The sequence below is a fragment of the Massilia soli genome, assembly GCF_016809835.1.
Lineage (GTDB): Bacteria > Pseudomonadota > Gammaproteobacteria > Burkholderiales > Burkholderiaceae_D > Telluria_A > Telluria_A soli.
The window spans coordinates 457,766-480,301 of record NZ_JAFBIL020000002.1; the positions used below are offsets into that span (position 1 = coordinate 457,766).

Consider the following 22,536-nt stretch of genomic DNA (forward strand, 5'->3'; position numbering starts at 1 on the left):
GCTCAGGCCGGCGTGGCGGCCAGCATGGCCCGCAATGCCGATTCGGACACCGGCTCGGAAAACAGGCGGCCCTGCATTTCGTCGCAGTCGTTCAGGCGCAGGAACTCCATCTGGGTGCGCGTCTCGACGCCTTTGGCGATCACGCGCACGCCCAGGTCATGGCCGATGTCGATCAGCGCCTTGACCACCGCACCGCTGCGCGCCTCGTCGGTGATCCGGTTGATCGCCGCGCGCGCCACCTTGACGTGGGTGAGCGGCAGCCTCTGCATGTAGTTCAGGTCGCACATCCCCTCGCCGAACGCGTCGAGCGAGCGGCGCACGCCCAGGTCGCGCAATTGGGTCATGATGTCGAACCCCAGCTGGTGATTGCTGTTGAGCCCGTCTTCACGCAGCTCGATTTCCAGCATGCCCGGCGCCAGCCCGTGGCGCTCGAGCGCCGCGGCGATATGCGCCACATAGCCCGGGTCGCTGAATTCGCGCGACGAGGAATTGACGGCGATCGGCAACAGCGCCACGCCTGCGCGCGCGCGCCGGACGAGGAAAGCGCAGGCCTGCTCCAGCACCTCGCGGCCGATCTCGACGATCATGCCGTTGTCCTCGGCATCGGACAGGAATGCCGCGGGCAGCAGCACGCCGTGCTCGGGGTGGCGCCAGCGCACCAGCGCCTCGAGCGCGTTAATGCAGCCGGTGTGCAGGTCGACGCGCGGCTGGAACAGCAGGAACAGCTGATGATCGGCGAGCGCCTGGCGCATCGTGTCTTCGCGCTTTTGCTTCGCTTCCGTGGTCGAGGTCATGTCGGCCGAGAAGAAGCAGGCCCGGTGCTCGCGCGCCGCCTTGGCGTGGTACATGGCGACATCGGCCGCCCGCACCAGGCTGACCGCGTCGGCGCCGTCGTGCGGATACACGCTGACGCCGATCGCCGCGCCGGTGGCAATCACGGTGGTGTCGAACACCACGGGGCGCGACAGCGCCGCGCGCAGGCGCTCGACCATGCGCACCGTATAGCGCAGGGACGGCTGGTTGACCAGCACCAGCACGAACTCATCGCCCGACAGGCGCGCCACCGTGTCGCTCTCGCGCACCGAGGCCTGCAGGCGCCTGGCGACGACCTTCAGCACCTCGTCGCCGGCTTCATGGCCATAGCCGTCGTTGATCTGCTTGAAGCCGTTGAGGTCGATCAGCGCGGTGGCCACCAGCGTCTTGTTGCGCTGGGCCATGTGGATGGCATGGTCGAGCCGGTCCCACAGCAAGGTGCGGTTGGCCAGGCCGGTCAGCGGGTCGTGGTTGACTTCGTGCTCGAGCAGCGCGGTACGCTGGCGGAGCGCGGTGACATCGTTGATCACGCCGATATAGTGGGTGACCTTGCCGGTGCCATCGGCCACCGGGGTGACGGTCAGGTCATTCCAGAACAGCTCGCCGTTGCGGCGCAGGTTGCGAAACACCACATTGACTTGCTGGCGCGCGCGGATCGCCTTGCGCAGGCGGTCGCGTTGTTCTTCGTCGAGGCCAGGCGCGGCCATGAAGCGTGAATCGCGGCCGATGACCTCGCTCGCCGAGTAGCCGGAAATGCGCTCGAACGCCGGGTTGACGTATTCGATCGGGTTATCGTCCCTGGCGCAGCGGGTGATCACCAGGCCGTTGCTGGTGGCATGCAGCGCGCGTTCGCGCACCCGCAGCACTTCTTCCTGGGCGCGCCGGTCGGTCAGGTCGAGCCCCATGCCGCACAGGTAATAGCGGCCGCGGCATTCGATGCGCGCGCCGCACAGCAGGTAAGGCGTGGCGTTGCCGTACTTGTCGAGGTAGTTGGCCTCGACGAAGGCCTGGGCGTCGTGCTGGAACACTTCCCTGACCTTGGCGTCGATGATGCGCTTATCGGTGATATCGTACATGTCGAGCGCATGCGCGGCCTTGAGCTCCTCGGGCGTCATCGCGGTGACGCGTTCCAGGGTTTTGTTCCACAGCGCGAAGGTGCCATCTTCGCGGATGACGTAGAAGGTACCGGGAAGCACGTCGATGACGCTGCTGAGCGGCATGCGGCCCACTAGCGACAGTTCCTGGCCGCTGGGCGCGGCCACCAGGAAGCCGACCGCGCCGCTGAGATCGCCATTGCCTGTGTATTGGGGGAGCAGGGTCAGTTCGACGCCGCGGTGCGCGCCGTCGGGCAGCGCAATGGTCAGTTCCAGCACGTCGCAGTGCTTGCCGGCGCCTGTCCAGCGATCGGGGTGCATGTCGCCGGCTGCCACGCCGAGCAGCTCGTGCAACGCGCGTCCAAGCACCGCGGATGCGGGGATGCCAAACAGCTTTTCACAGCGCTCGTTCCAACTGACAACCTTGCCTTCCGCATCGGTGAGCAATGCGGCAATGTCCGTATCTTCGCTGACGAGCATGTGGTCCCCTTGACCCAAGGTTTGACACATTGATTGACACTTGGTTCGCGGGCTCGGCCGCAATGAAAAAAGCCCGCGGCGGGCGCGGGCTTCTCAACAGGGCGGGGCGGCTCAGGCGAGCGCGGATTCCTGCTTCTCTGGCAGCGCGAGCTGGTTGTCGACGCTGAACTGGTAATCCTTGAACACGTGTTCCGCCGACAAGACCTGGTAAGTGCCGTCGGCCAGCTTGTGGGTGGTGTCCTTCAGGCGATAGGTGTAATGCCCGCAGGTCCAGCAATTGAAGTTGCGCATGTGCGTGCACAGGCAGGTCTTGTCCATCACCACCACCTGCTTGGCGTCCGGATTCGCCATCACTTCGCGGTTGTACGAATTAATGTACGAACAATTGCCGGTCGCGTCCAGCAGGTAGCCATACGATTCGCAGCCTGGCCGGATGCCCGAGCCGATCGCCGGGGTGTTCTTCAGCATCCGCATCGGATAGCCGGTCGGCGATACGCCGTTGACGATGATGTCTTCTTCCGAGGCCTTGTAGTATTCCTGCTTGACGCTGTCGGGCAGGCCGCACTCGTGGGTGACGGTGAAGCGGGTTGCCACCTGGACCCCGCCGGCGCCTTTTTCAAGGAAGCTGACCGCGTCGCTGCCGGTGAAGATGCCGCCGGCGGCGATCAGCGGAATGTCGAGGTTTTCCGCGCGCATGAAGGCGTGGATTTCGTCCATGATCGTGTGCAGGTCGTACTCGGCCCAGTCGAGCCCGAAGCCGAGGTGGCCGCCCGCCAGCGGGCCTTCGACGATGATGTAGTCGGGCAAGCGGTCGAGCTTGGACACCTTGCGCAGGAACAGCTGCAGCGCGCGTACCGACGAGACGATGATGCCAAGGTAGGCGTCGCGGAAGCGCGGGTGGTCGGCGATCAGCGCGAACGAGCCCAGGTGCAGGCCGGCCGACATCGTGATGCCGTCGATGCCGGCATCCAGCGCCGCCGACAGCCGGGTGCGCAGGGTTTCCTTCGGCGAATTCATGGTCAGCTTTTCCATGCAGTTCACGAAGATCAGGCCCTCGCCTTTTTTCGCCGCCATGGTCGAGCCGACGTGAAGGCGGGTGGCCTCGGCCAGGCGTTCGAGGTCGAACTGGACAACCGCCTTGTCCATGTTGTTGATGTTGAACTTGTAGGTCTTGGTCTTGTCTTTGACAAAGGTGGTATCGAACTTGCGGTCCGACACATCCTGCACCATCGCGTCGGAAATATGGCCGATGCCGCCGAGGCGCGCCGCTTCCAGTGCCAGTTCGGAAGTCGAAATATCGACGCCCATTCCGCCAATCATGATGGGAACATATTCCTTGTTGCCCAGACGCAGGCGGAAATCATCAACACGTTTCATTGCTATCCTTAGACTACCGAGTTTCCAGGGTGCGGCACGCTGCCGTTGGCGCGTTGCGCACCCGCCATTCTACTCCGATGGGCAAAAATGCCCAAAAGCGCGGCTGTTGAGCTGTGTGCAGGGCAATACTTAATCGCGAAAATTGTTAAATTCCAGCGGCATGTCCGGCACATCCTTGCGCAGCATCTGCATCGCCGCCTGCAGGTCGTCACGCTTGGCGCCGGTGACGCGCACCGATTCGCCCTGGATGCTGGCCTGCACCTTCATCTTGCTATCCTTGATGACCTTGACGATCTTCTTGGCGTCGTCGGTTTCGATGCCGTTCTTGACCTTGATGACCTGCTTGACCTTGTCGCCGCCGATCTTTTCGATCTTGCCTTCGTCGAGGAAGCGCACGTCGACCTTGCGCTTGGACATTTTGTTGATCAAGACATCGCGCACTTGCGACAGCTGGAAGTCGGAATCGGCGTAGGCGGTCAGTTCCGCCTCTTTCTGCTCGACCTTGGCCGAACTGCCTTTGAAGTCGAAGCGGGTGGTGATTTCCTTGTTCGATTGCTCGACCGCGTTTTTCACTTCAATCATGTCTGCTTCTGAGACGACGTCAAACGATGGCATGGTAGTGTTCCTCTGTTGTTTTACTTGCTAATTGTAGAATGCCGATATTTTAACGGACAACCGGCCCCCATCGTCGCTCCCGATGCCGGAAAATTGGGCCGGTACCCTATAATCGAGCAAAAAACCCGGTACAACATGCATCCACACCTCGCCATCGAACACGATTTCCCGCTCAAGTCGCTCAATACCTTCGGCCTGGCCGCCACCGCGCGGCGCTACCTGCGCGTGAGCGGCGCGGCCGAGCTGGCCGCCGTGATGGCCGATGCGCAGCTGGCGTCAATGCCGCGCCTGCTGCTCGGCGGCGGCAGCAACCTGCTGCTCACGCGCGACTTCGACGGCCTGGTGCTGCACATGAGCGGCGCCGGCAAGGACATCGTCGGCGAGACCGCGAGCCACGTGCTGGTGCGCGGCGCGGCCGGCGAAAACTGGCACGGCTTCGTCCAGTACACGCTGGAGCAGGGCCTGGGCGGGCTGGAAAACATGTCGCTCATCCCGGGCACCGTGGGCGCCGCGCCGATCCAGAACATCGGCGCGTACGGGGCCGAGATCAAGGACGTGTTCCATTCGCTGACCGTGTTCGACATGGCCAGCGGCATGGTGCGCACGATGGATGCCGCGGCCTGCCGCTTCGGCTACCGCGACAGCGTGTTCAAGCATGCGGACGGACAGGGCCTGGCGATCATCGACGTGACGTTCGCGTTGCCGCGCGCCTGGCAGCCCAACCTGCGCTACGCCGAACTGGCGCAGGCGCTGCTGGAGGCCGGCGTTGAACGGCCGACGCCGCAGCAGGTCAGCGACACCGTGGTGGCGATCCGCCGCCGCAAGCTGCCCGATCCGGCGGTCATCGGCAACGCCGGCAGCTTCTTCAAGAACCCGGTCGTCACGCGCGAACAGTGCGCGCAGCTGCTGGCGCAGTTCCCCGCGCTGGTACACCACGCGCAGCCGGACGGCAGCGAAAAGCTGGCGGCCGGCTGGCTGATCGACCAGTGCGGATGGAAGGGCAGGAACCTGGGCGCGGCCGGCGTGTATCCGAAACAGGCGCTGGTGCTGGTGAATAACGGCGGCGCCAGCGGCGCCGAGGTGCTGGCGCTGGCGCGCGCCATCCAGGCCGACGTCCACGCGCGCTACGGGGTCATGCTCGACCCGGAACCGGTGTTCGTCTAAGCCTGGCGTTTAGCCGGGCGCCACGCAAACCCTGTTGCGCCCCTCCGACTTGGCCGCGTACAGCGCCTTGTCGGCCCGTTCCATCAGTTCGCGCACCGAGCTTTCCGGGCCCGGCACCACCGTCGCCACGCCGATCGACATCGTCACCACGTCGCCGAAGCCTGACCCGGTGTTGTCGATCGCCAGCGCTTCCAGATGGGCGCGGCAAGCTTCCGCCACCTGCACCGCGCCGGCCGCATCGGTATCGGGCAGCACGATGGCAAACTCTTCGCCGCCATAGCGCACCGCCAGGTCGGCCGGGCGCTTCAGGTGTTCGGTCAGGATCGCCGCGGTCTTTTTCAGGCACATGTCGCCGGCCTGGTGGCCGAACGAGTCGTTATGGTGCTTGAAGCAGTCGATGTCGCACATCAGCAGCGACAGCGGCTTGCGTTCGCGCTGCGCGCGCTGCCACTCGACCGGCAGCACTTCATCGAAGCGGCGGCGGTTGGCGATACCGGTCAGGCCATCCAGCGCCGCCAGCTTCTGCAGCTCGATATTCGCATCGGCCAGCCGCTGCTGGCTCTCGCGCAGGAAGCGGAACGCCTCGTCGCGCTGCAGCCGGCTGATGTGGCCCGAGGAATGGTAGCGCACGCGCGCCAGCAGCTCGATCTGGTCGGGCACCTTGACGACGTAATCATTGGCGCCGACGGCGAAGCTGTGCGCCTTGAGTTTGGCGTCGTCCTTGGCCGAGAGCACGATCACCGGGACCGACGCCAGCGACGCCTGGGCGCGGTATGCCTGGATCAGCGCGAAGCCGTCGATGTCGGGCATGACCAGGTCTTGCAGGATCACGGTCGGTTTCATGTTCACCGCCGTTTCGACCGCTGCGGCGGCACTGCTCACGTAATGGAATTCGATATCGGGGTGCCCGTCGAGCATGCGGCGTATCGCTTCGACGATGATCAGTTGGTCGTCGACCAGCAGTACGCGGACCTTGAAATGCGTGACGGGCGATGCGCTGTTGGTGCTGCCGTGGCTGAGTTTTGACATTGTTCTCTTGATCTCGCGGCCCTGACTTCAGGCCCCTATTTATAGTTTGACGCCAATTTTACTGCGTAAGGCGCGCGCGATGCCATCGGGCGGCAGAATATTCTGGGACGCGCCCAGGTCGGCCGCGGCGCGCGGCATGCCGTAGACGGCGCTGGACGCCTCGTCCTGGCTGATGGTGTTCTTGCCCGCTTCGCGCATTGCCAGCAGGCCGGCGGCGCCGTCGCGGCCCATGCCGGTCAGCAGGACACCGGTGGCCGGGCCGGCCCAGTGCTGGGCCACGCAGTGAAAGAACACATCGACCGACGGGCGGTAGGCATACTCGCGCGGATGGGCGTCGTAGTACAGACGTCCGCCTGCGCCGAGCAGCAGGTGATCGTTGGTCATCGCCACCTGCACTGCGCCTGGGGCCAGCATGTCGCCGTCGGCGATCACCTGGACCGGCATGGCCAGCTGGTCGCCCAGCCAGCGCGCCAGCTGCGGCGTGAAGTGGGCGTCGATGTGCTGCACCACGACGATGGCGGTGCCTGCCGGCGGGAGCCATCCGCTCAGGACCGCGGCCACCGCCACCGGCCCGCCGGTCGATGCGCCGATTGCCAGCAGGTGGCTGACCGGGTTGGCGCCGCCGCTGCCCGCCGCCTGGCGCGAAGGGTGCTCGGTCCCGCTCACCCGCAGCAGCTTGCCGATGGTCTTGATCTTGGCCAGCAGGGCGGCGTCGCCGCCGCGCAGGGCCGGCGTCGCCGTCACGTCGAGCGCCCCGGCGCCCATCGCGCGAAACACCTGGTTGACGCTATCCTGCGGCTGCCCGGTGACGATCAGGATCGCGCACGGCGACTGCGCCATGATCTGGCGGGTCGCCTCGACGCCGTCGAGCTCGGGCATGTTCAGGTCCATCAGGATCAGGTCGGGCTTGTGGTCGGCCGCCATGCGCACCGCTTCCAGGCCGGTCCGGGCGATCCACAGCACCTGGTGCTCGCTGGTGCTGGCGACCGCGCGGCGCAGCGCTTCCGCGGCCATCGCGACGTCGTTGGCGATCCCGATCTTCATAGGCCCGGGTCTCCGATCAGGTCGAACACCGCATCGAGCAGCGTCTCGTCATGGAAGCTGCCCTTGGTGAGGTAGTAGTCGGCGCCCGCGGCCATGCCGCGCGCCCGGTCTTCCGGCCGGTCCTTGTAGGAGACGATCATCACCGGCAGCTTGTGCAGGTCAAGGTCCTTGCGGATCAGCGCGACCAGTTCGATGCCGTCCAGGCGCGGCATGTCGACGTCGGTGATGACCAGGTCGTAGTCGCCGCTGCGCACCGCGTTCCAGCCATCCATCCCGTCGATGGCCACGTCGACCTGGTAGCCGCGCCCGAGCAGCAGCTTGCGCTCCATTTCGCGCACCGTCAGCGAATCGTCCACCACCAGCACGCGCCGGCTGCGGCGCCGCTCGGCGCCGCCGGCGCCCGACAGCTTGTGCAGCCCGCCTTCATGCAGCAGCTTGTCGATCGACAGCAGCAGGTCGGCGACGTCGAGGATCAGCACCGGCGCGCCGTCGTCGAGAAGGGCGGCCGCGCTGATGTCGCGCATCTTGCCGAAGATCGGATCGAGCGCCTGCACCGCCAGGCTATGTTCGCCGCGGATCGCATCGACCACCAGCGCATAGCGCCGCTGGCCGCTGCCGATCACCAGCACCGACAGCTCGTCGCCGGACGGCTCGAATTGTCCCAGTGCCAGCACCTGCGCGGCCGGCACCAGCCCGAGGTGCTCGCCGCCGCTGTCGACGAACTGCTTGTTTTCCAGCGTGCTGATGGCCGACTGCGCAATCTTCAGCACCCGCTCGACCTTGACGATCGGGATCGCGTAGGCCTCGCCCTGGATGTCGAACACCAGCGCGCGCACGATCGACTGGGTCAGCGGTAGCGTGATCGAGGTGCGGAAGCCGAGTCCCGGCTGCGACTCGATGCGCACGCTGCCGTTCTGTTCGCGGATCACCTGCTGCACCACGTCGAGGCCGACGCCGCGCCCGGAGATCTCGCTGGTGGTTTCCTTCAGGCTGAACGCGGGCAGGAACAGGAATTCGAGCAGCTCGGCCGGCGACATCGCCGCTGCCATCGCGTCACTCGACATGCCGCGCGCGACCACGTTGGCGCGGATCCGTTCGAGGTCGACGCCGCGGCCATCGTCGCTGATTTCGATGTTCAGCATGCCGGCGCGGTGGCGCGCCTCGAGCCGGATGCTGCCCGCTGCAGGCTTGCCGGCGCCCACCCGCTGGTCCGGCATCTCCATGCCGTGGTCGACCGCGTTGCGCAACAGGTGGTTGAGCGGGCTTTCGATTTTGGCCAGGATGTCGCGGTCGACCAGCGTGTCTTCGCCGTCGATCACCAGCTGCGCTTCCTTGCCGAGGCTGCGCGCCAGGTCGCGCACCATGCGCGGGAAGGCATGGACGCCGTCGCCGAACGGCCGCATGCGCAGGGCCAGCACCTCGTCGACCAGCGCAGCCGACACGCCCAGCACGCGGCGCTCGTAGTTTTCGATGTCGGCCATGTGGCCGATGGCGAACTGCTTGAGCGGCGCGGCCTTGTGGATCAGCTGCGCCGAGCGCTCGACCAGCGCCGCGTCGCCGCTGCGCATGATCGCGTCGTGCAGCTGCTCGATCGCCTGCAGCACCGACGACTGGTTGCGCTTGTGCCGCTGCACCGACTCGATCAGCGGCCGCATCTGGTGCGCATTGATGCGCGACTCGCCGGCCAGGGCCAGCAGCTTGTCGTAGCTCTGGCTGGCGCGCGGCTGCGGCTGGGTCAGCGGCGCACTGTCCGCCGGCGGTGGCGGCGCCGGCGATGCGGCCGGCGCCGCCACCGCCGGCGCAGCCGGCTGAACGTGGGCGATGCCGGCAATCGCGGCGATCGTGGACGAGATGACGGCGGTGTTCTGCGCGATCCACGCCTGCGCGCTGTCTTCGGTCAGCGCCGCTAACTGGACAATGAGGTCGACGCCGGACAGCAGCACGTCGATCCGCGCCGGGGTCATCTCGAGCAGGCCGTTCTGCGCCGCGACGAACGCGTCTTCCATCACATGGGCCACCTGCACCGCGACGTCGAGGTTGACGATGGCGGCGGCGCCCTTGATCGAATGGGCGGCCCGCATCAGTTCATCGACCGCGCCGGCCGCGGCGCCGCCGCGCTCCATCGACAGCAGGCCGTCGGTCAGCGTGCGCGCCTGTCCCTCCGCCTCCATGCGGAACAGGTCGAGCATGGAAAACTGGCTCAGGTCGCCGTACGAATCGACGCTCATCGCAATAGCCTTGTCATCTGGTGTCCGATCAGGGACGCGTCGAGCACCCCGATATGCATGTCGTCACGGCTGGTCACGCCCAGCAGGAAGCGCTCGAAGCCGCGGTTGATGGTGGCGGCCGGCGCGGTGAGCCCTGTCGAAGCGTAGCGCACGATGCCGAACAGGTCGGCGACGGGCAGGGCGAAGCTCTGGCCGTCCCACTCGACCACCAGCAGGCGCGCGAACGTGTGGCGTCCCTCGCGCGCAGGCGCGTCGCGTTCGTCGAGGCCGAGCATGGCGGCCAGCGAAATGGCCGGCATCAGCTTGCCGCCGACGTTGACGATGCCCGCCAGCCCGCTGGCGCCGCGGTGCGGCAGGCGGTGCGCCGCAGCTTGCGGAGCGACCTGCGCCACCATCGCCGTGGGCAGCGCCAGCCATTCGCGGCCGATGCGAAACGCCAGCGCCGATGTGTCGCTGGTATCGGCTTGCGCCAGCGGCTGGCGCAGCACCGCCGCCCACTCGGCTCGGTAGGCGTCGCCGGCAGGGCGCTGCAGGTTGCGCAGCGCGGCGTTCGCGTAGACGTCGCAATTGCGGCAATGGACCAGCGGCGCCAGCTTGTCGCAGCTTTTGTCGCCGGCCACGCCGATCACGTTCCAGCAGCCCATGTCGTTCATGGCCTTCCTTTCCGGACGCCGTCATTGGCGCGCTGGTAGACCCGCGCGGCGCGCTGGCGCAAGGCGTCCGCTTGCGCTGTGTCGCCGCGTTCGCCGGCCAGCAGCGCCAGGTGGCACAAGGCTTCGTAGTGGTCGGGCTTGAGGTAGACGCAGCGGCGCCAGTAACCTTCGGCGGCCGCCAGGTCGCGGCCGCACTCGCTGGTCAGGCCCAGGATGAAGTAGGCGTCGGCCGAATCGGGCGCGTTCTCGAGCACGCGCTGGCACGCGCCGGCGGCGCCGGCGTGGTCGCCCTGGTCGGCCTGGCGGCGCGCCTGCGCGAGCATCGCGCCGATGTCGGGAGCCGCCCGCACCGCCGCCGGCACCCGCGCCAGCCGGGGTTTGGCCGGTGCCGGTGCCGGCGCAGGCGCCGCCACTGGACGCGGCCGTGTACGGCGCTCGATCGGCGCCGCGGCGGCGGGCTGCGGCGCTTCCGGCGCGGTCTTTTGCAGCGCGAAAGCGTTGGCCGCGCGCACCGAGGCGAACCCGTTGCGGCAATAGGTTGGCACCTCGGCGTAGCCGGCGAACAGCACGCCGTCGTCGTCCAGCAGCGCGTGCAGGCGGGCGATCGCGGTGGCGGCGGTCGGTTCGTCGAAGTAGATCAGCAGGTTGCGGCAGAAGACCACGTCGAAGCGGCCGCCGGCGGCAAGGTCGGTGACCAGTAGGTTGCCCTGGCTGAAGCGCACCTGGGCGCGCATCGCGTCGCTGATCTGGAATTCCTTGCCGACCTCGGTGAAGTGGCGTTCGCGGAACGCCAGGTCGCCGCCGCGGAACGCGTTGCGCGTGTAGAGGCCGCGGCGCGCGCGTTCCAGCGCCACTTCCGACAGGTCGAACGCCTCGATGCGGAACGATCCCGGCGCGACGCCGGCGTCGCTCAGCGCCATCGCCATCGAATACGGCTCTTCGCCGCCGGCGCATGGCACCGACAGGATGCGCACCGCGCGCCCCGGCGCATTCGACAGGCGGCGCTGTACCGCCGCCACCGCGGCGGCGAATGCGTCGGCGTCGCGGAACATCCACGACTCCGGCACCACCAGCAGCTCGACCAGCGCGCGCATTTCATCGAGCGTGATGTTCGCTTCGTAGTCGGCCGCTTCGGATTGTCCGCATTTGGCCATGCGCCGCGCCACGGCGCGGTCGATCTCGGCCGCGGTCAGGTCGAGCCCCGTTTGCGTGCGTACCTGGTCGCGCAGGCTCATGCTGCCGCCTGCGCCGGGAACAGCATCGCGCGCACCTCGGCTGTCAGCAAGCCTTCCGGCTCGACCAGTTGCAGCATGCCGGCCTCGCCGCCGGCGACGCGTCCGAGGAACGGCGCCGCGGCCACGCCGCTGTCGGCCAGCGATGCCGGGTCGATGGACTCGATGCCGGCCACGTGTTCGGCCAGCAGCCCGAGCGCGCGGATGGCGCCGTTGGCCGGGTAATCGATCAGGATGATGCGGGTGTCGAACCACAGCTGCCGGGCCGGCGCGCCGGCCAGTTGCGACAGGTCGATCACCGGCACCGGGGCGCCATGAAAGTCGAGCAGGCCGGCCACGAAGGCGGGCGCCAGCGGCAGCTGCTTCAGGCCCGCCGCCGGCAGCACCCGCGCGATCGCGCCGAGCCGCAGCCCGTAGCGGTCGGCGCCGATGTGGAAGACCAGGACCTTCATCGCTGCTTAGTTGCTGACGGCGAAGGTGGACACCGACGACTGCAGGTCGCTGGCGGCATACTGAAGCTGGTGCACCGCTTCGCTGGTGGCCTTCAAGGACTCGACGGTCTGCTGGGTCGCGTCGTTCAGCTGCATCATGGTTTCGCTGATCTGGCTGGCGCCGACCGCCTGCGACTGCATCCCCTGCAGCACCACGTCGAACTGCGGCGCCAGTTTCTGCACCTGGTCCATCACCGACGACAGCTGTTCTGCCACCTGGCTGACTTCGCCGACGCTGCGGCGGATCTCTTCCGAGAATTTATCCATGCCCATGACGCTGGCCGACACCGCCGACTGCATCTCCTTGAGCATCTGCTCGATGTCCCAGGTCGATACCGAGGTCTGGTCGGCGAGGCGGCGGATCTCGGTGGCGACGACCGAGAAGCCGCGGCCGGCTTCGCCCGCCTTCTCGGCTTCGATGGCGGCGTTCAGCGACAGGATGTTGGTCTGGTCGGCCACCTTGGTAATCGTGGTCAGCACGCTGTTGATGTTGCTGGCCTTTTCGGATAGCGCGGCCAGCTTGGCGTTGATCGAGTCGGTCGCCGCGACCATGTTCTGCATCGTCAGGTCCATCCGGCGCAGGTTGTTCTGGGCGTCGGCGGTGGCGTTGGTGGTGTAGTCGGCGACGCTGGTCGCTTCCTCCATCGTCCGCAGCAGCTGCGAGGTGTTGGCAGACATCTCCTTGGTGGTCGACAAAATCTCGACGCTGGTCTGGGCCTGTTCGACGCCGGTCGCTTCCTGCTGCTTGGCCGATGCGGCGATCTCGGTGGCCGACGTGGTGACCTGGATGCCGGCCTTCTGGACATTGTTGATCAGCTGGCGCAGGTTCTCGACCATGGTCTTGAGGCCATCGCCCATGCGGCCGATGGCGTCGTCGCCGCTGACGGTGACGCTGCCGGTCAGGTCGCCGCCGGCAGCCTTCGACACCACATCGAGCAGGGCGTCGACCTTGGCGCGCAGCTCGTTGGCTGCGGCCAGTTCCTTGGCCTGGCTGTCTTCGATGGCTTGCGCCATCCGGTTGAATTCTTCGGTGACGTTACCCATTTCATCGCGCCCCATGACCGGCGCGCGCGCGCCCTTGTCGCCGCCGGCGATGCGGCCGACCACCTGGGTCAGGTTGTTGAGCGGCGCCAGGATGGCCTGGCCGAGCATGACAGCGATGACCGAGGCAAGCAGCACCGCGATGGCGCCGCCGCCGACCAGGATCAGCGACATCGTTTTCTGCAGTTCGGCAACTTCGGCCGAGCGCTGCGCCAGCAGGCGGTTTTCTTCCGCCGTGATGTCGGCCAGCGTCTTGCGCAGTTCAACCACCGTGGTGAAGCCGGTATCGAGTTCCGGCGAGCGCGCCGCCTGTGCGGTGGCGTCCGCCGCGTTGCCGAGGGCTCGGCGCTTTTCGATCAGCGGGTTGATCACGTTGGCGAACCATACATCGATCGCGGCGCTGATCTTGCGCACGCGTTCCTGCTGCAGCGGATTGTCGGCTGTCAGGCTGATGACATGGGCGACGTTCTTGCGCAGCAGGGCTTCTTCATCGACGTCCGGGGTCAGGAAGCGCGGCTGGCCGGTCAGCAGGTAGCCGCGCACCTGGTTTTGAATGTCCAGGATGTTGGCGCCGATCTGGTCGACCTCGAGCTGCACTTCCAGCGTATGACGGTCGAGCTTGGTCGCAGAGGAAACTTTCTGGAAACTATTGTAGGCGAGTACCAGCAGTATCAAGAGGATAGTGACGATGGCGCCAAATCCCGCGTAGAGTTTTTGCTTGATGCTTAGGTCCTGCAACATAGATTCTCCCGATACCAAGATTTGTGCCCCGAGCGTAACATTTCGGCAGGCCAAACGGGGTGTTTTCATGGGAGAAAACACCTTCGTGTGGCCGAAATTCCCGGAAAAGTAGTCTGAACGACAAGGGCCGCATGACGCGGCCCCTGTTTTTGTCGAACAGCGCGCTTACTGGCCGCGCTTCTCGCGTGCTTTCGCGGCAATGCGCATGCGCAGCGCGTTGAGCTTGATGAAGCCGCCGGCGTCGGCCTGGTTGTAGGCGCCGCCGTCTTCGTCGAAGGTCGCGATGTTCATGTCGAACAGCGAGTCGGTCTTCGAGTCGCGCGACACCACGATGACATTGCCCTTGTACAGCTTGATGCGCACCCAGCCGTTGACGGTGGCCTGGGTGTGGTCGATCAGGGTCTGGATCGCGACGCGCTCCGGCGCCCACCAGTAGCCGTTGTAGATCATCGATGCATAGCGCGGCATCAGGTCGTCCTTCAGGTGCGCCACTTCGCGGTCCAGCGTGATCGATTCGATCGCGCGGTGCGCGCGCAGCATGATGGTGCCGCCCGGGGTTTCGTAGCAGCCGCGCGACTTCATGCCGACGTAGCGGTTCTCGACCAGGTCAAGGCGGCCGATGCCGTGCTTGCCGCCGAGGCGATTGAGTTCGGCCAGCACGGTCGCCGGCGACATGCGCACGCCGTTCAGGGCGACGATGTCGCCTTTCTCGTATTCGATGTCGAGGTATTCCGGGGTGTCCGGCGCCGCCTCGGGGCTGACCGTCCAGCGCCACATCGATTCTTCGGCTTCCGCGCTCGGGTTCTCGAGGTGGCGGCCTTCGAACGAGATGTGCAGCAGGTTGGCGTCCATCGAGTAGGGCGCGCCGCCGTTCTTGTGCTTCATGTCGACCGCGATGCCGGCGTCTTCCGCGTACTTCAGCAGCTTCTCGCGCGACAGCAGGTCCCACTCGCGCCATGGCGCGATGATCTTGACATCGGGTTTCAGCGCATACGCACCGAGCTCGAAGCGGACCTGGTCGTTGCCCTTGCCGGTGGCGCCGTGCGAGATCGCGTCGGCGCCGGTTTCGCGGGCGATCTCGATCAGGCGCTTGGCGATCAGCGGGCGCGCGATCGAGGTGCCGAGCAGGTATTCGCCTTCGTACACGGTATTGGCGCGGAACATCGGGAATACGAAGTCGCGCACGAATTCTTCGCGCACGTCGTCGATGTAGATGTTTTCAGGCTTGATGCCGAACTTGATCGCTTTGGCGCGCGCGGGCTCGAGTTCTTCGCCCTGGCCGAGGTCGGCCGTGAAGGTGACGATTTCGCAGCCGTAGTTATCCTGCAGCCATTTCAGGATGACGGAGGTATCGAGGCCGCCGGAGTAGGCGAGAACTACTTTTTTGATGTCGCTCATGAGAGTTCCAATGTAAGACGTGGGGAGGGTTAATGGTCAGCTGGCCCCGGGAACGCCGCCCCTGCAAGCAGGGGCGAAGGCCAACGATAAAACAGGGTGGTTGGTTATTTGGTGTCGATCCGTCCGAGCAGCAGGTATTCGATCAGCGCCTTCTGCACGTGCAGGCGGTTCTCGGCTTCGTCCCAGACCACCGACTGCGGGCCGTCGATGACGTCGGCCGAGACTTCTTCGCCGCGGTGGGCCGGCAGGCAGTGCATGAACAGCGCGTCCTTGCTTGCCCGCGCCATCTTGGCCGAGTCGACGATGAAGCCGTCGAAGGCGGCCAGCCGTTCGGCGTTTTCCTTCTCGTAGCCCATGCTGGTCCAGACGTCGGTGTTGACCAGGTGCGCGCCTTCGCAGGCTTCCGATGGGTCGGCGAAGAAGGTGTAGCGCTCGGTCGAGACCATCGCCGGATCGATGTCGTAGCCCTTCGGGGTCGACACGTTCAGGTGGAAGCCGAACACTTCGGCCGCCTGCAGCCACGAGTACAGCATGTTGTTGGCGTCGCCGATCCAGGCCACCGTCTTGCCGCTGATCGAGCCGCGGTGCTCGACGAAGGTGAAGATGTCGGCCAGCACCTGGCACGGGTGGTGTTCGTTGGTCAGGCCGTTGATGACCGGTACCCGCGAGTTGGCGGCGAAGCGCTCGATGATCTCCTGGCCGAAGGTACGCACCATGATGATGTCGCACATGCGGCTCATGACCTGGCCCGCGTCTTCGACCGGCTCGCCGCGTCCGAGCTGGCTGTCGCGCGTGTTCAGGTAGATCGCGGCGCCGCCCAGCTGGTGCATGCCGGCCTCGAACGACAGGCGGGTGCGGGTCGAGCTCTTTTCAAACACCATCACCAGGGTGCGGTCGACCAGCGGGTGATAGATCTCGTAGTTCTTGAACTTCTGCTTGATGACGCTGGCGCGCGCGATGACGTATTCGAACTCGTCGCGCGTGAAGTCGGAAAACTGCAGGAAGTGCTTGATCGGATTGGTAGGCATGATGACAACTTGGAGACGTGTATCCATACAATTATAAGGGTTTTAACAGGGCGCCGCAGGAGACGCCCCGCCTGGCCCTAGTACAGCGTCTGCGCCGATTCGTGCAGCAGCTGTTTGTACAGCTGGTGGCGGAACGAGGCGATCTTGCCGGCGGCGACCGCGTCGAGCACCGCGCATTGCGGCTCGATCAGGTGGCGGCAGTTGTAGAACTTGCAGCCGCCCAGGTAGGGCTTGAACTCCACGAAAGCGCGCTCGATCATCCCCTCGGTCAGGTGGTACAGGCCGAACTCCTGGAAGCCGGGCGAATCGATGATCTGGGACTCGCCCGGCATCTTGTACAGGCGCGTGAAGGTGGTGGTGTGCTTGCCGGTGTCGAGGGCGGCCGAGATTTCGCGCACCGCGATGTCGGCGTCCGGCACCAGCAGGTTGATCAGGGAAGACTTGCCCATGCCCGACTGGCCGATGAAGATCGACGACTGGCCTTCGAGCAGCGGCTGCAGGGTGGCGACCGCGTGTTCGGGTTGGGCGCGCGCCGACACTTCGTGCACCGGATAGCCGAGCGACGAATACATCAGCAGGCGCTCGCGCGCCTTCGGCAGCAGGGCGGCGACGTCGGTCTTGTTGAGGATCAGGTGGGCCTCGATGCCGGCCGCTTCGGCCGCCACCAGCGAGCGCGAGATCAGGTCGTCGGCGAAGCCGGGTTCGGTGGCGACGACGATGAACAGGCGCGTCAGGTTCGACGCCAGCAGCTTGGACTTGTACTGGTCCGAGCGGTAGAGCAGGGTCTTGCGCTCGGTGATCGCCTCGATGACGGCCTGGTTGTCGGAGGTCTTGGCGAGCTTGACGATGTCGCCCACCGCCACGTTGGTTTTTTTGCCGCGCGTGACGCACTGGAGCATCTCGCCTTCGGCGTCGGCCAGGTAGTGGCGCCCGTGGGCGGCGATGATGGTGCCGAGCAGGCCGCTCATGCGCCGGCCCGCTGCGCGTACAGCGCGTCGGCCTTGGCGGCGCAGATGAAATCGTTGTTGGTCAGTTTGCCGCCGGCCGAGTGGGTGCTGTAGCTGACGGTGCAGCTGTTGTAGGTCACGGCCAGCTCGGGATGGTGGTCTTGCTGGTGCGTCATCCAGGCCAGCGCGTTGACGAAGGCGATGGTCTCATGATAGTCGCGCAGGGCGAAGCGGCGTTCGAGCAGCTCGCCATTGACGGTCCAGCCATCGAGTTCGGCCAGCAGGCTGGCGATGTCCTGCGCACTGAGCGCGGCAGGGGAGAAGCTGCAGTGCATGTCGCGCAGGCTCATTGCGCCCCCGCCAGGTTCAGTTGGCGAATCCGCACCGATGCCGGCGGGTGCGAATCGTAGAACGCCGAGTGCAGCGGATCGGGCGTCAGCGTGGAGGCGTTGTCTTCATACATCTTCACCAGCGCCGACACCAGGTCGTTCGAATCGGTGTGCTTGGCGGCGAAGGCGTCGGCCTCGAATTCGTGCTTGCGCGAGCTGATGGAGGTGAGCGGCGACAGCGCGAAGGTAAACACCGGCAGCGCCAGCATGAACAGGATCAGCGCGACGGCGTCATTGCCGGCGCCAAGCAGCGGCTCCACGCCGAGGCCCGTGTAGAACCACGGCTGCTCCTTCAGGAAGCCGAGCAGCGCGAGGAAGCCGAGCGACACGGCGAACATCACGGCGATGCGCTTGACGATGTGCTTGAGCTTGAAGTGGCCCAGTTCATGGGCCAGCACCGCTTCGATTTCCTGCGGCGCCAGGCGCGAGAGCAGGGTGTCGAAGAACACGATGCGCTTGTTGGAACCGAAGCCCGAGAAGTAGGCGTTGCCATGGGCGCTGCGCTTGGAGCCGTCCATCACGAACAGGCCCTTGGAGGCGAAGCCCACGCGCTGCATCAGGCCTTCGATACGCGCCTTCAGGCTGTCGTCGGCCAGCGGGGTGAACTTGTTGAACATCGGCGCGATCACGGTCGGGTACAGCACCATCATCAGCAGCTGGAAGCCGCTCCACACCATCCACGCGTAGAACCACCACAGCGGGCCGGTCTTGTCCATCAGGGTCAGCACGATCCACAGCAGCGGCAGGCCGAGCGCGGCGCCCAGCAGCACGCCCTTGAGCATGTCGGCGAACCACAGCTTGAGGGTCATCTTGTTAAAGCCGAAGCGCTGTTCGAGCACGAACTGGCGGTACAGGTCGAACGGCAGGTCGAGCATGCCGGAGACGAGCGCGAAGGCGGCGACCAGGCCAAGCTGGAACGCCATCCCGGGGCCGGTGGCGTCGAGCACCGCCAGCGACAGCGCCTGCAGGCCGCCCAGCAGGGTGAAGCCGATCAGCACGACAGCGCCGAAGAAGGTGGCGACCATGCCGAACTTGGTTTTGGCGACGGTGTAGTCGGCGGCCTTCTGGTGCGCTTCGAGCGGGATCCGGGCGGCGAATTCCGCCGGCACCCGGGCGCGGTTGGCGAGCACGTGGCGCACCTGGCGTCCCGCCAGCCAGAACCGCAGCGACAGGGAGAGAACAAAGAAACTGACGAACAAAATCGAAAACACGAGTGAATACATTCTGTGCCTGTGAGAAAATGCAGGATTGTTTAGGCCGAAGAGAGAATTATGTCACATGCCACCGATTTAGCAGCACCGGCCGCGCCGCAGCGCCCGAATGAGTTCAACCTGGTCTGGGTTGACATGGAGATGACGGGGCTGGACCCGGATTCCGACCGCATCATCGAAGTGGCCGTGGTGGTCACCGATATGCACCTTAATGTGCTGGCCGAAGGCCCGGTGTTCGCCATTCACCAGTCGGACGAGACGCTCGACAAGATGGATGCCTGGAACAAGGGCACCCACGGCCGTTCGGGCCTGATCGAGCGCGTCAAGGCCTCGACCGTGACCGAGGCCGATGCCGAAGCGGCGTTGATTACCTTCCTGAAGAACTTCGTGCCGGCCAACAAGTCGCCGATGTGCGGCAATACCATTTGCCAGGACCGCCGCTTCATGGCGCGCGGCATGCCGAAGCTGGAAGGGTTCTTCCACTATCGCAACCTGGATGTGTCGACCCTGAAGGAACTGTGCCGGCGCTGGAAACCGGAGATTGTTGGCGGGTTCAAGAAGCACCAGAAGCACACCGCGCTGGCCGATATCCTGGAATCGGTGGAAGAGCTGAAGTACTACCGCGAGCATTTCATCAAGTTGTAAGTCAAAACGGCGGATGCGCTGCGCCTATCCGCCCTACCTGTCACGATGCGTAGGGCGGGTAAGCGCAGCGCACCCGCCATGTGACCCTAGGACTCCACCGCCGGCAGACACGGCGCGCGCGGGTCGAGCGCCGCGGCGCGCGCCTTGCGGCTGGCCTGGCGCGATGCGGAATTGGTCTTGAATACCACGCAGGCGTCGTTCTGCCCGATCCGCGTTACCGTCGTCAGCGCGCCGCGCTGGTAGCGGTCCTGCGCCACGCTGTCGATCGTGTCCACCCGCACCACCAATCCCACCGGCACCAGCTTGCCGTTGCGCCTGACCAGGTGCCATTCGGCCTGGCGGCCGACCATCGAATAGCCATTGCTGACCACGTCCCAGAAATTGAGCGGCATCTTGCCTGCCGCGGGCGCGACCACGTCGATCGAGGTGCGGCCGTCCTCGTCATGCACCAGCAACTTGTAGCCGGCGACCCCGGCGCACTGGCGCGTGGCCGCGCCGGTGCCGCGGTCGAATGCAAGGATCTTGCAAGCCTTGCCGTGCAGGTCGGTGGTAACGGTGGCGGCCTGGGCCGAAATGGCGCTGGCGGCGGCAAACAGGGCAACGAAGGCGAGTGAGCGGATCATGGCAGTTCCTGGCTGGTGGAAGGGGATGCCAGTTCATTTTCATACGGCAAGACTGAGGCGCATTGGGCCAGCGCAATAGCGCATCAGATGAGTCCGTCTTCAGGCCTTCCCATCCGGCTGTAAATCCGGCACTATTTCAAGTATTGCAATACGATGCTGCGGCGGCGACCATGCTCCAATTCGTACGCGCGACCGGGGAGCGCCTCAGGGAAACCGGTTCGGTCCTGTGGCGCTGCTTCTATAGCGTGACCCTGACCATCTTGTGCTCGGCCGGCCTGGCGTTCATCCCGCAAGGCATCGAGTCGCTGCGGCTGGCCAGCCAGCCCGGCTGGAACTTCCCGGTGTTTGTCGTCTCCGTGGCGAGCTGGTCGCTGGCGGCCTGGTACAGCGCGCGCCTGACGCTGGGCCGCATCTTCGCCGGCAACGCCATCGTCGACAGCTCCGGCTCGGCGTATGTGGCGTGGCTGCGCGCCTGGCTGCCGCGCCTGCTCGGCGTGCTTCCCCCGACCTTGCTGACCGTGCGCTACCAGCTGCTCGGCGAGCCGGTGCTGGCGCTGGCCTTTGCCGGCGTGGCGCTGGTGGTCGGCGCGTTCGTGCTGGCGCCGCACCGCTGGTTCGGGTCGCCGCTGAGCCGGATGCCCGGCAGCGAGGCGTCGCTGCGCTTCATCGAACTGCAACGGCGCACGGTGGTCACGGTGGTGGCGGTGATCCTGCTGTCGTTCGCGCTGCTGCTGGCGATCTGGTGGAAGCCGGTCGAGGTAACCAGCGTGCTGACGGCGCCGGCGCTGCTGTGCTTTGCGTTCGCCAGCTGGATCCTGTTCGGCGACCTGGTGCTGACGTATTACTTCCGCCATTTCCGGCTGCCGTCGATGGCCGCGCTGCCGCTGCTGCTGTTCGTCGTGTTCAGCTCATGGAACGACAACCACGAGGTCGCGCAGCTGGACGGCGCGCCGGGGCCATCGGTCCGCCCGGCGGGGCCGGCGCGCTTCCATGCATGGCTGGCCGAGCGCCAGGCAAGCGGCGCGCTCATGCCGGGCCAGCCGTTTCCGGTATTCGTGGTGGCGGCCGAGGGCGGCGGCTTGCGCGGCGCCTACTGGACGGCGATGGTGCTGGCCAAATTGCAGGACGACAGCCAGCGGCGTTTCGCCGACAACCTGTTTGCGCTCAGCGGCGTGTCGGGAGGCAGCCTTGGCGGCGCGGTGTTCGCCGCGCTGGTGGCCGACCAGCACAGCGGGGCGCTGGCGCGCGCGCGCTGCGCGGGCCATCCGGACGTCGCCTTCCAGGCCTGCGCGACGGCGGTGCTGCGGCGCGATTTCCTGTCGCCCATCGTCGGCTACCTGCTGTACCCGGACATGGTCCAGCGTTTCCTGCCGCTGCCGATTGCCGCCGCGGACCGGGCGCGGGCGATGGAGCTGGCGTGGCAAAGCAGCTGGAGCGACGCGGTCGGCAGCGCGCGCCTGGCCGAACGCTTCGACCGCCTGTGGGAAGGGCCGGCCGGGATGCGGGTGCCGTCGCTACTGCTGAACGCGACGGTGGTGCAGGGCGGCAACCGCCTCATCGCCAGCAACATCGCCATCGACGGCAGCTTCCCGGATGCCTACGACGCGGCCCACGAACTGCTCGACCTGCGGCGCATGAGCCTGGCAACCGCCGTGCACAACAGCGCGCGCTTCAGCTACCTCAGCCCGGCCGGGACGGTATTCGCCTGCCGCCGCCAAGGGGTGCTGGTGCCATGCGCGGACGGCGCCGAGCGCGCGCCGTGGGGCCGGGTGATCGATGGCGGCTACTTTGAAAACTCGGGCGTCGAAACGCTGCGCGACCTGCTGTTCGCGATGCGCCCGGTGCTGCGCGAATGGCGCAGGCAAGGCTACGACATCGAGCCGGTGGTGCTGGTGATCAGTAATTCGCCGGGGGCGATCGCGCCGTCAGGCAAGCTCGACCCGAACGCGGCGCAGCTGGAACTGACGTTCCTGTCGGAGCTGCTGGCCCCGCCGCTGGGCTTGTTCAATACGCGCTCGGCGCGCGCCACCTTTGCCGTCACCGCCGAGCGGCGCGACATGAGCGCGCTGCTGCCGCCCGATGCCGAGCGCTTTTTGTGGTTCGGCATCACGACCAGCAATGACACCCCGCTGGCCTGGGCGCTGGCCGACCGCACCTTCAACGGCATCGACGAGCTGATGAAAACACCACAAAGTGCTCGCTTGCCGTTCCACAAAGTGTTAAAACGTATTCCTACGGCACAATATTACGTGCGCACGGGTCCGGCGCAGCGCTAACTCTGTAGAATGCTTTC

19 protein-coding genes are annotated in these 22,536 nt (G+C 66.1%); 3 read left to right on the top strand and 16 right to left on the bottom strand.

Annotation, left to right across the window (positions count from 1 at the left end; translation table 11 throughout):
* Window positions 1-2: 2 nt before the first annotated feature.
* The 3 genes from I4X03_RS06530 to I4X03_RS06540 form a co-directional block, all read right to left on the bottom strand.
* Entirely contained in the window at window positions 3-2,387 is a 2,385-nt protein-coding gene (locus I4X03_RS06530; RefSeq protein WP_223467284.1) for a sensor domain-containing protein, read from the bottom strand.
* Window positions 2,388-2,498: 111 nt separating this feature from the next.
* Window positions 2,499-3,764: a nitronate monooxygenase gene (locus I4X03_RS06535; protein ID WP_223467286.1), complete on the bottom strand. Its 1,266-nt coding sequence runs from the start codon at window positions 3,762-3,764 to the stop codon at window positions 2,499-2,501.
* A gap of 129 nt (window positions 3,765-3,893) precedes the next feature.
* Complete coding sequence (locus tag I4X03_RS06540; protein WP_223467288.1) at window positions 3,894-4,379, bottom strand: YajQ family cyclic di-GMP-binding protein; 486 nt, start codon at window positions 4,377-4,379, stop codon at window positions 3,894-3,896.
* A gap of 135 nt (window positions 4,380-4,514) precedes the next feature.
* On the opposite strand from I4X03_RS06540, the gene murB reads away from it, so the two are divergent.
* A complete protein-coding gene (gene murB / locus I4X03_RS06545; RefSeq protein ID WP_223467290.1) occupies window positions 4,515-5,543 on the top strand; it encodes a UDP-N-acetylmuramate dehydrogenase in 1,029 nt (342 codons plus the stop codon).
* A 9-nt stretch (window positions 5,544-5,552) separates the two neighbouring features.
* Here the strand turns inward: murB and I4X03_RS06550 are convergent, their stop codons facing one another.
* The 12 genes from I4X03_RS06550 to I4X03_RS06605 all read right to left on the bottom strand — a co-directional run bounded on the left by I4X03_RS06550 (window position 5,553) and on the right by I4X03_RS06605 (window position 18,987).
* On the bottom strand, window positions 5,553-6,572 hold the full coding sequence (locus I4X03_RS06550; RefSeq protein WP_223467292.1) for a diguanylate cyclase: 1,020 nt from the start codon (window positions 6,570-6,572) through the stop codon (window positions 5,553-5,555).
* A 39-nt stretch (window positions 6,573-6,611) separates the two neighbouring features.
* Window positions 6,612-7,616 carry a chemotaxis-specific protein-glutamate methyltransferase CheB gene (cheB, locus tag I4X03_RS06555; protein ID WP_223467295.1) on the bottom strand — a complete coding sequence of 335 codons (1,005 nt, stop codon included), beginning with the start codon at window positions 7,614-7,616 and terminating at the stop codon, window positions 6,612-6,614.
* Window positions 7,613-9,844: a hybrid sensor histidine kinase/response regulator gene (locus tag I4X03_RS06560; RefSeq protein WP_223467297.1), complete on the bottom strand. Its 2,232-nt coding sequence runs from the start codon at window positions 9,842-9,844 to the stop codon at window positions 7,613-7,615. Before I4X03_RS06560 ends, cheB begins: the two co-directional genes overlap by 4 nt.
* Window positions 9,841-10,497 (bottom strand): chemotaxis protein CheW, encoded by a 657-nt coding sequence (locus I4X03_RS06565; protein WP_223467299.1) that lies wholly within the window; start codon window positions 10,495-10,497, stop codon window positions 9,841-9,843. The genes I4X03_RS06560 and I4X03_RS06565 overlap by 4 nt, the downstream gene beginning before the upstream one ends.
* Window positions 10,494-11,732 (bottom strand): CheR family methyltransferase, encoded by a 1,239-nt coding sequence (locus tag I4X03_RS06570; RefSeq protein ID WP_223467301.1) that lies wholly within the window; start codon window positions 11,730-11,732, stop codon window positions 10,494-10,496. The genes I4X03_RS06565 and I4X03_RS06570 overlap by 4 nt, the downstream gene beginning before the upstream one ends.
* Window positions 11,729-12,181 carry a chemotaxis protein CheW gene (locus tag I4X03_RS06575; protein WP_223467303.1) on the bottom strand — a complete coding sequence of 151 codons (453 nt, stop codon included), beginning with the start codon at window positions 12,179-12,181 and terminating at the stop codon, window positions 11,729-11,731. The genes I4X03_RS06570 and I4X03_RS06575 overlap by 4 nt, the downstream gene beginning before the upstream one ends.
* Window positions 12,182-12,187: 6 nt before the next feature.
* Window positions 12,188-14,002, bottom strand: coding sequence for a methyl-accepting chemotaxis protein (locus I4X03_RS06580; RefSeq protein WP_223467306.1), 1,815 nt, complete (start codon window positions 14,000-14,002; stop codon window positions 12,188-12,190).
* A 165-nt stretch (window positions 14,003-14,167) separates the two neighbouring features.
* Complete coding sequence (locus I4X03_RS06585) at window positions 14,168-15,400, bottom strand: argininosuccinate synthase (RefSeq protein WP_223467308.1); 1,233 nt, start codon at window positions 15,398-15,400, stop codon at window positions 14,168-14,170.
* A gap of 104 nt (window positions 15,401-15,504) precedes the next feature.
* Window positions 15,505-16,428 carry an ornithine carbamoyltransferase gene (gene argF / locus I4X03_RS06590; protein WP_223467310.1) on the bottom strand — a complete coding sequence of 308 codons (924 nt, stop codon included), beginning with the start codon at window positions 16,426-16,428 and terminating at the stop codon, window positions 15,505-15,507.
* A 77-nt stretch (window positions 16,429-16,505) separates the two neighbouring features.
* On the bottom strand, window positions 16,506-17,396 hold the full coding sequence (gene rsgA / locus I4X03_RS06595; protein WP_223467312.1) for a ribosome small subunit-dependent GTPase A: 891 nt from the start codon (window positions 17,394-17,396) through the stop codon (window positions 16,506-16,508).
* Window positions 17,393-17,725, bottom strand: coding sequence for a 4a-hydroxytetrahydrobiopterin dehydratase (locus I4X03_RS06600; protein WP_223467314.1), 333 nt, complete (start codon window positions 17,723-17,725; stop codon window positions 17,393-17,395). Before I4X03_RS06600 ends, rsgA begins: the two co-directional genes overlap by 4 nt.
* The gene (locus I4X03_RS06605) at window positions 17,722-18,987 is read right to left on the bottom strand and encodes a M48 family metallopeptidase (protein WP_223467316.1); all 1,266 of its coding nucleotides are present in this window, start codon (window positions 18,985-18,987) and stop codon (window positions 17,722-17,724) included. Before I4X03_RS06605 ends, I4X03_RS06600 begins: the two co-directional genes overlap by 4 nt.
* 48 nt (window positions 18,988-19,035) lie before the next feature.
* On the opposite strand from I4X03_RS06605, the gene orn reads away from it, so the two are divergent.
* Window positions 19,036-19,620: an oligoribonuclease gene (gene orn / locus I4X03_RS06610; RefSeq protein ID WP_223467318.1), complete on the top strand. Its 585-nt coding sequence runs from the start codon at window positions 19,036-19,038 to the stop codon at window positions 19,618-19,620.
* An 86-nt stretch (window positions 19,621-19,706) separates the two neighbouring features.
* Here orn and I4X03_RS06615 read toward each other — a convergent pair whose 3' ends face one another.
* Window positions 19,707-20,243, bottom strand: a complete 537-nt coding sequence (locus I4X03_RS06615) for a hypothetical protein (RefSeq protein WP_223467320.1) — start codon at window positions 20,241-20,243, stop codon at window positions 19,707-19,709.
* Between the two features lie 170 nt (window positions 20,244-20,413).
* Here I4X03_RS06615 and I4X03_RS06620 point away from each other — a divergent pair, with 170 nt between their 5' ends.
* The gene (locus I4X03_RS06620; RefSeq protein WP_223467322.1) at window positions 20,414-22,519 is read left to right on the top strand and encodes a hypothetical protein; all 2,106 of its coding nucleotides are present in this window, start codon (window positions 20,414-20,416) and stop codon (window positions 22,517-22,519) included.
* Window positions 22,520-22,536 lie beyond the last annotated feature (17 nt).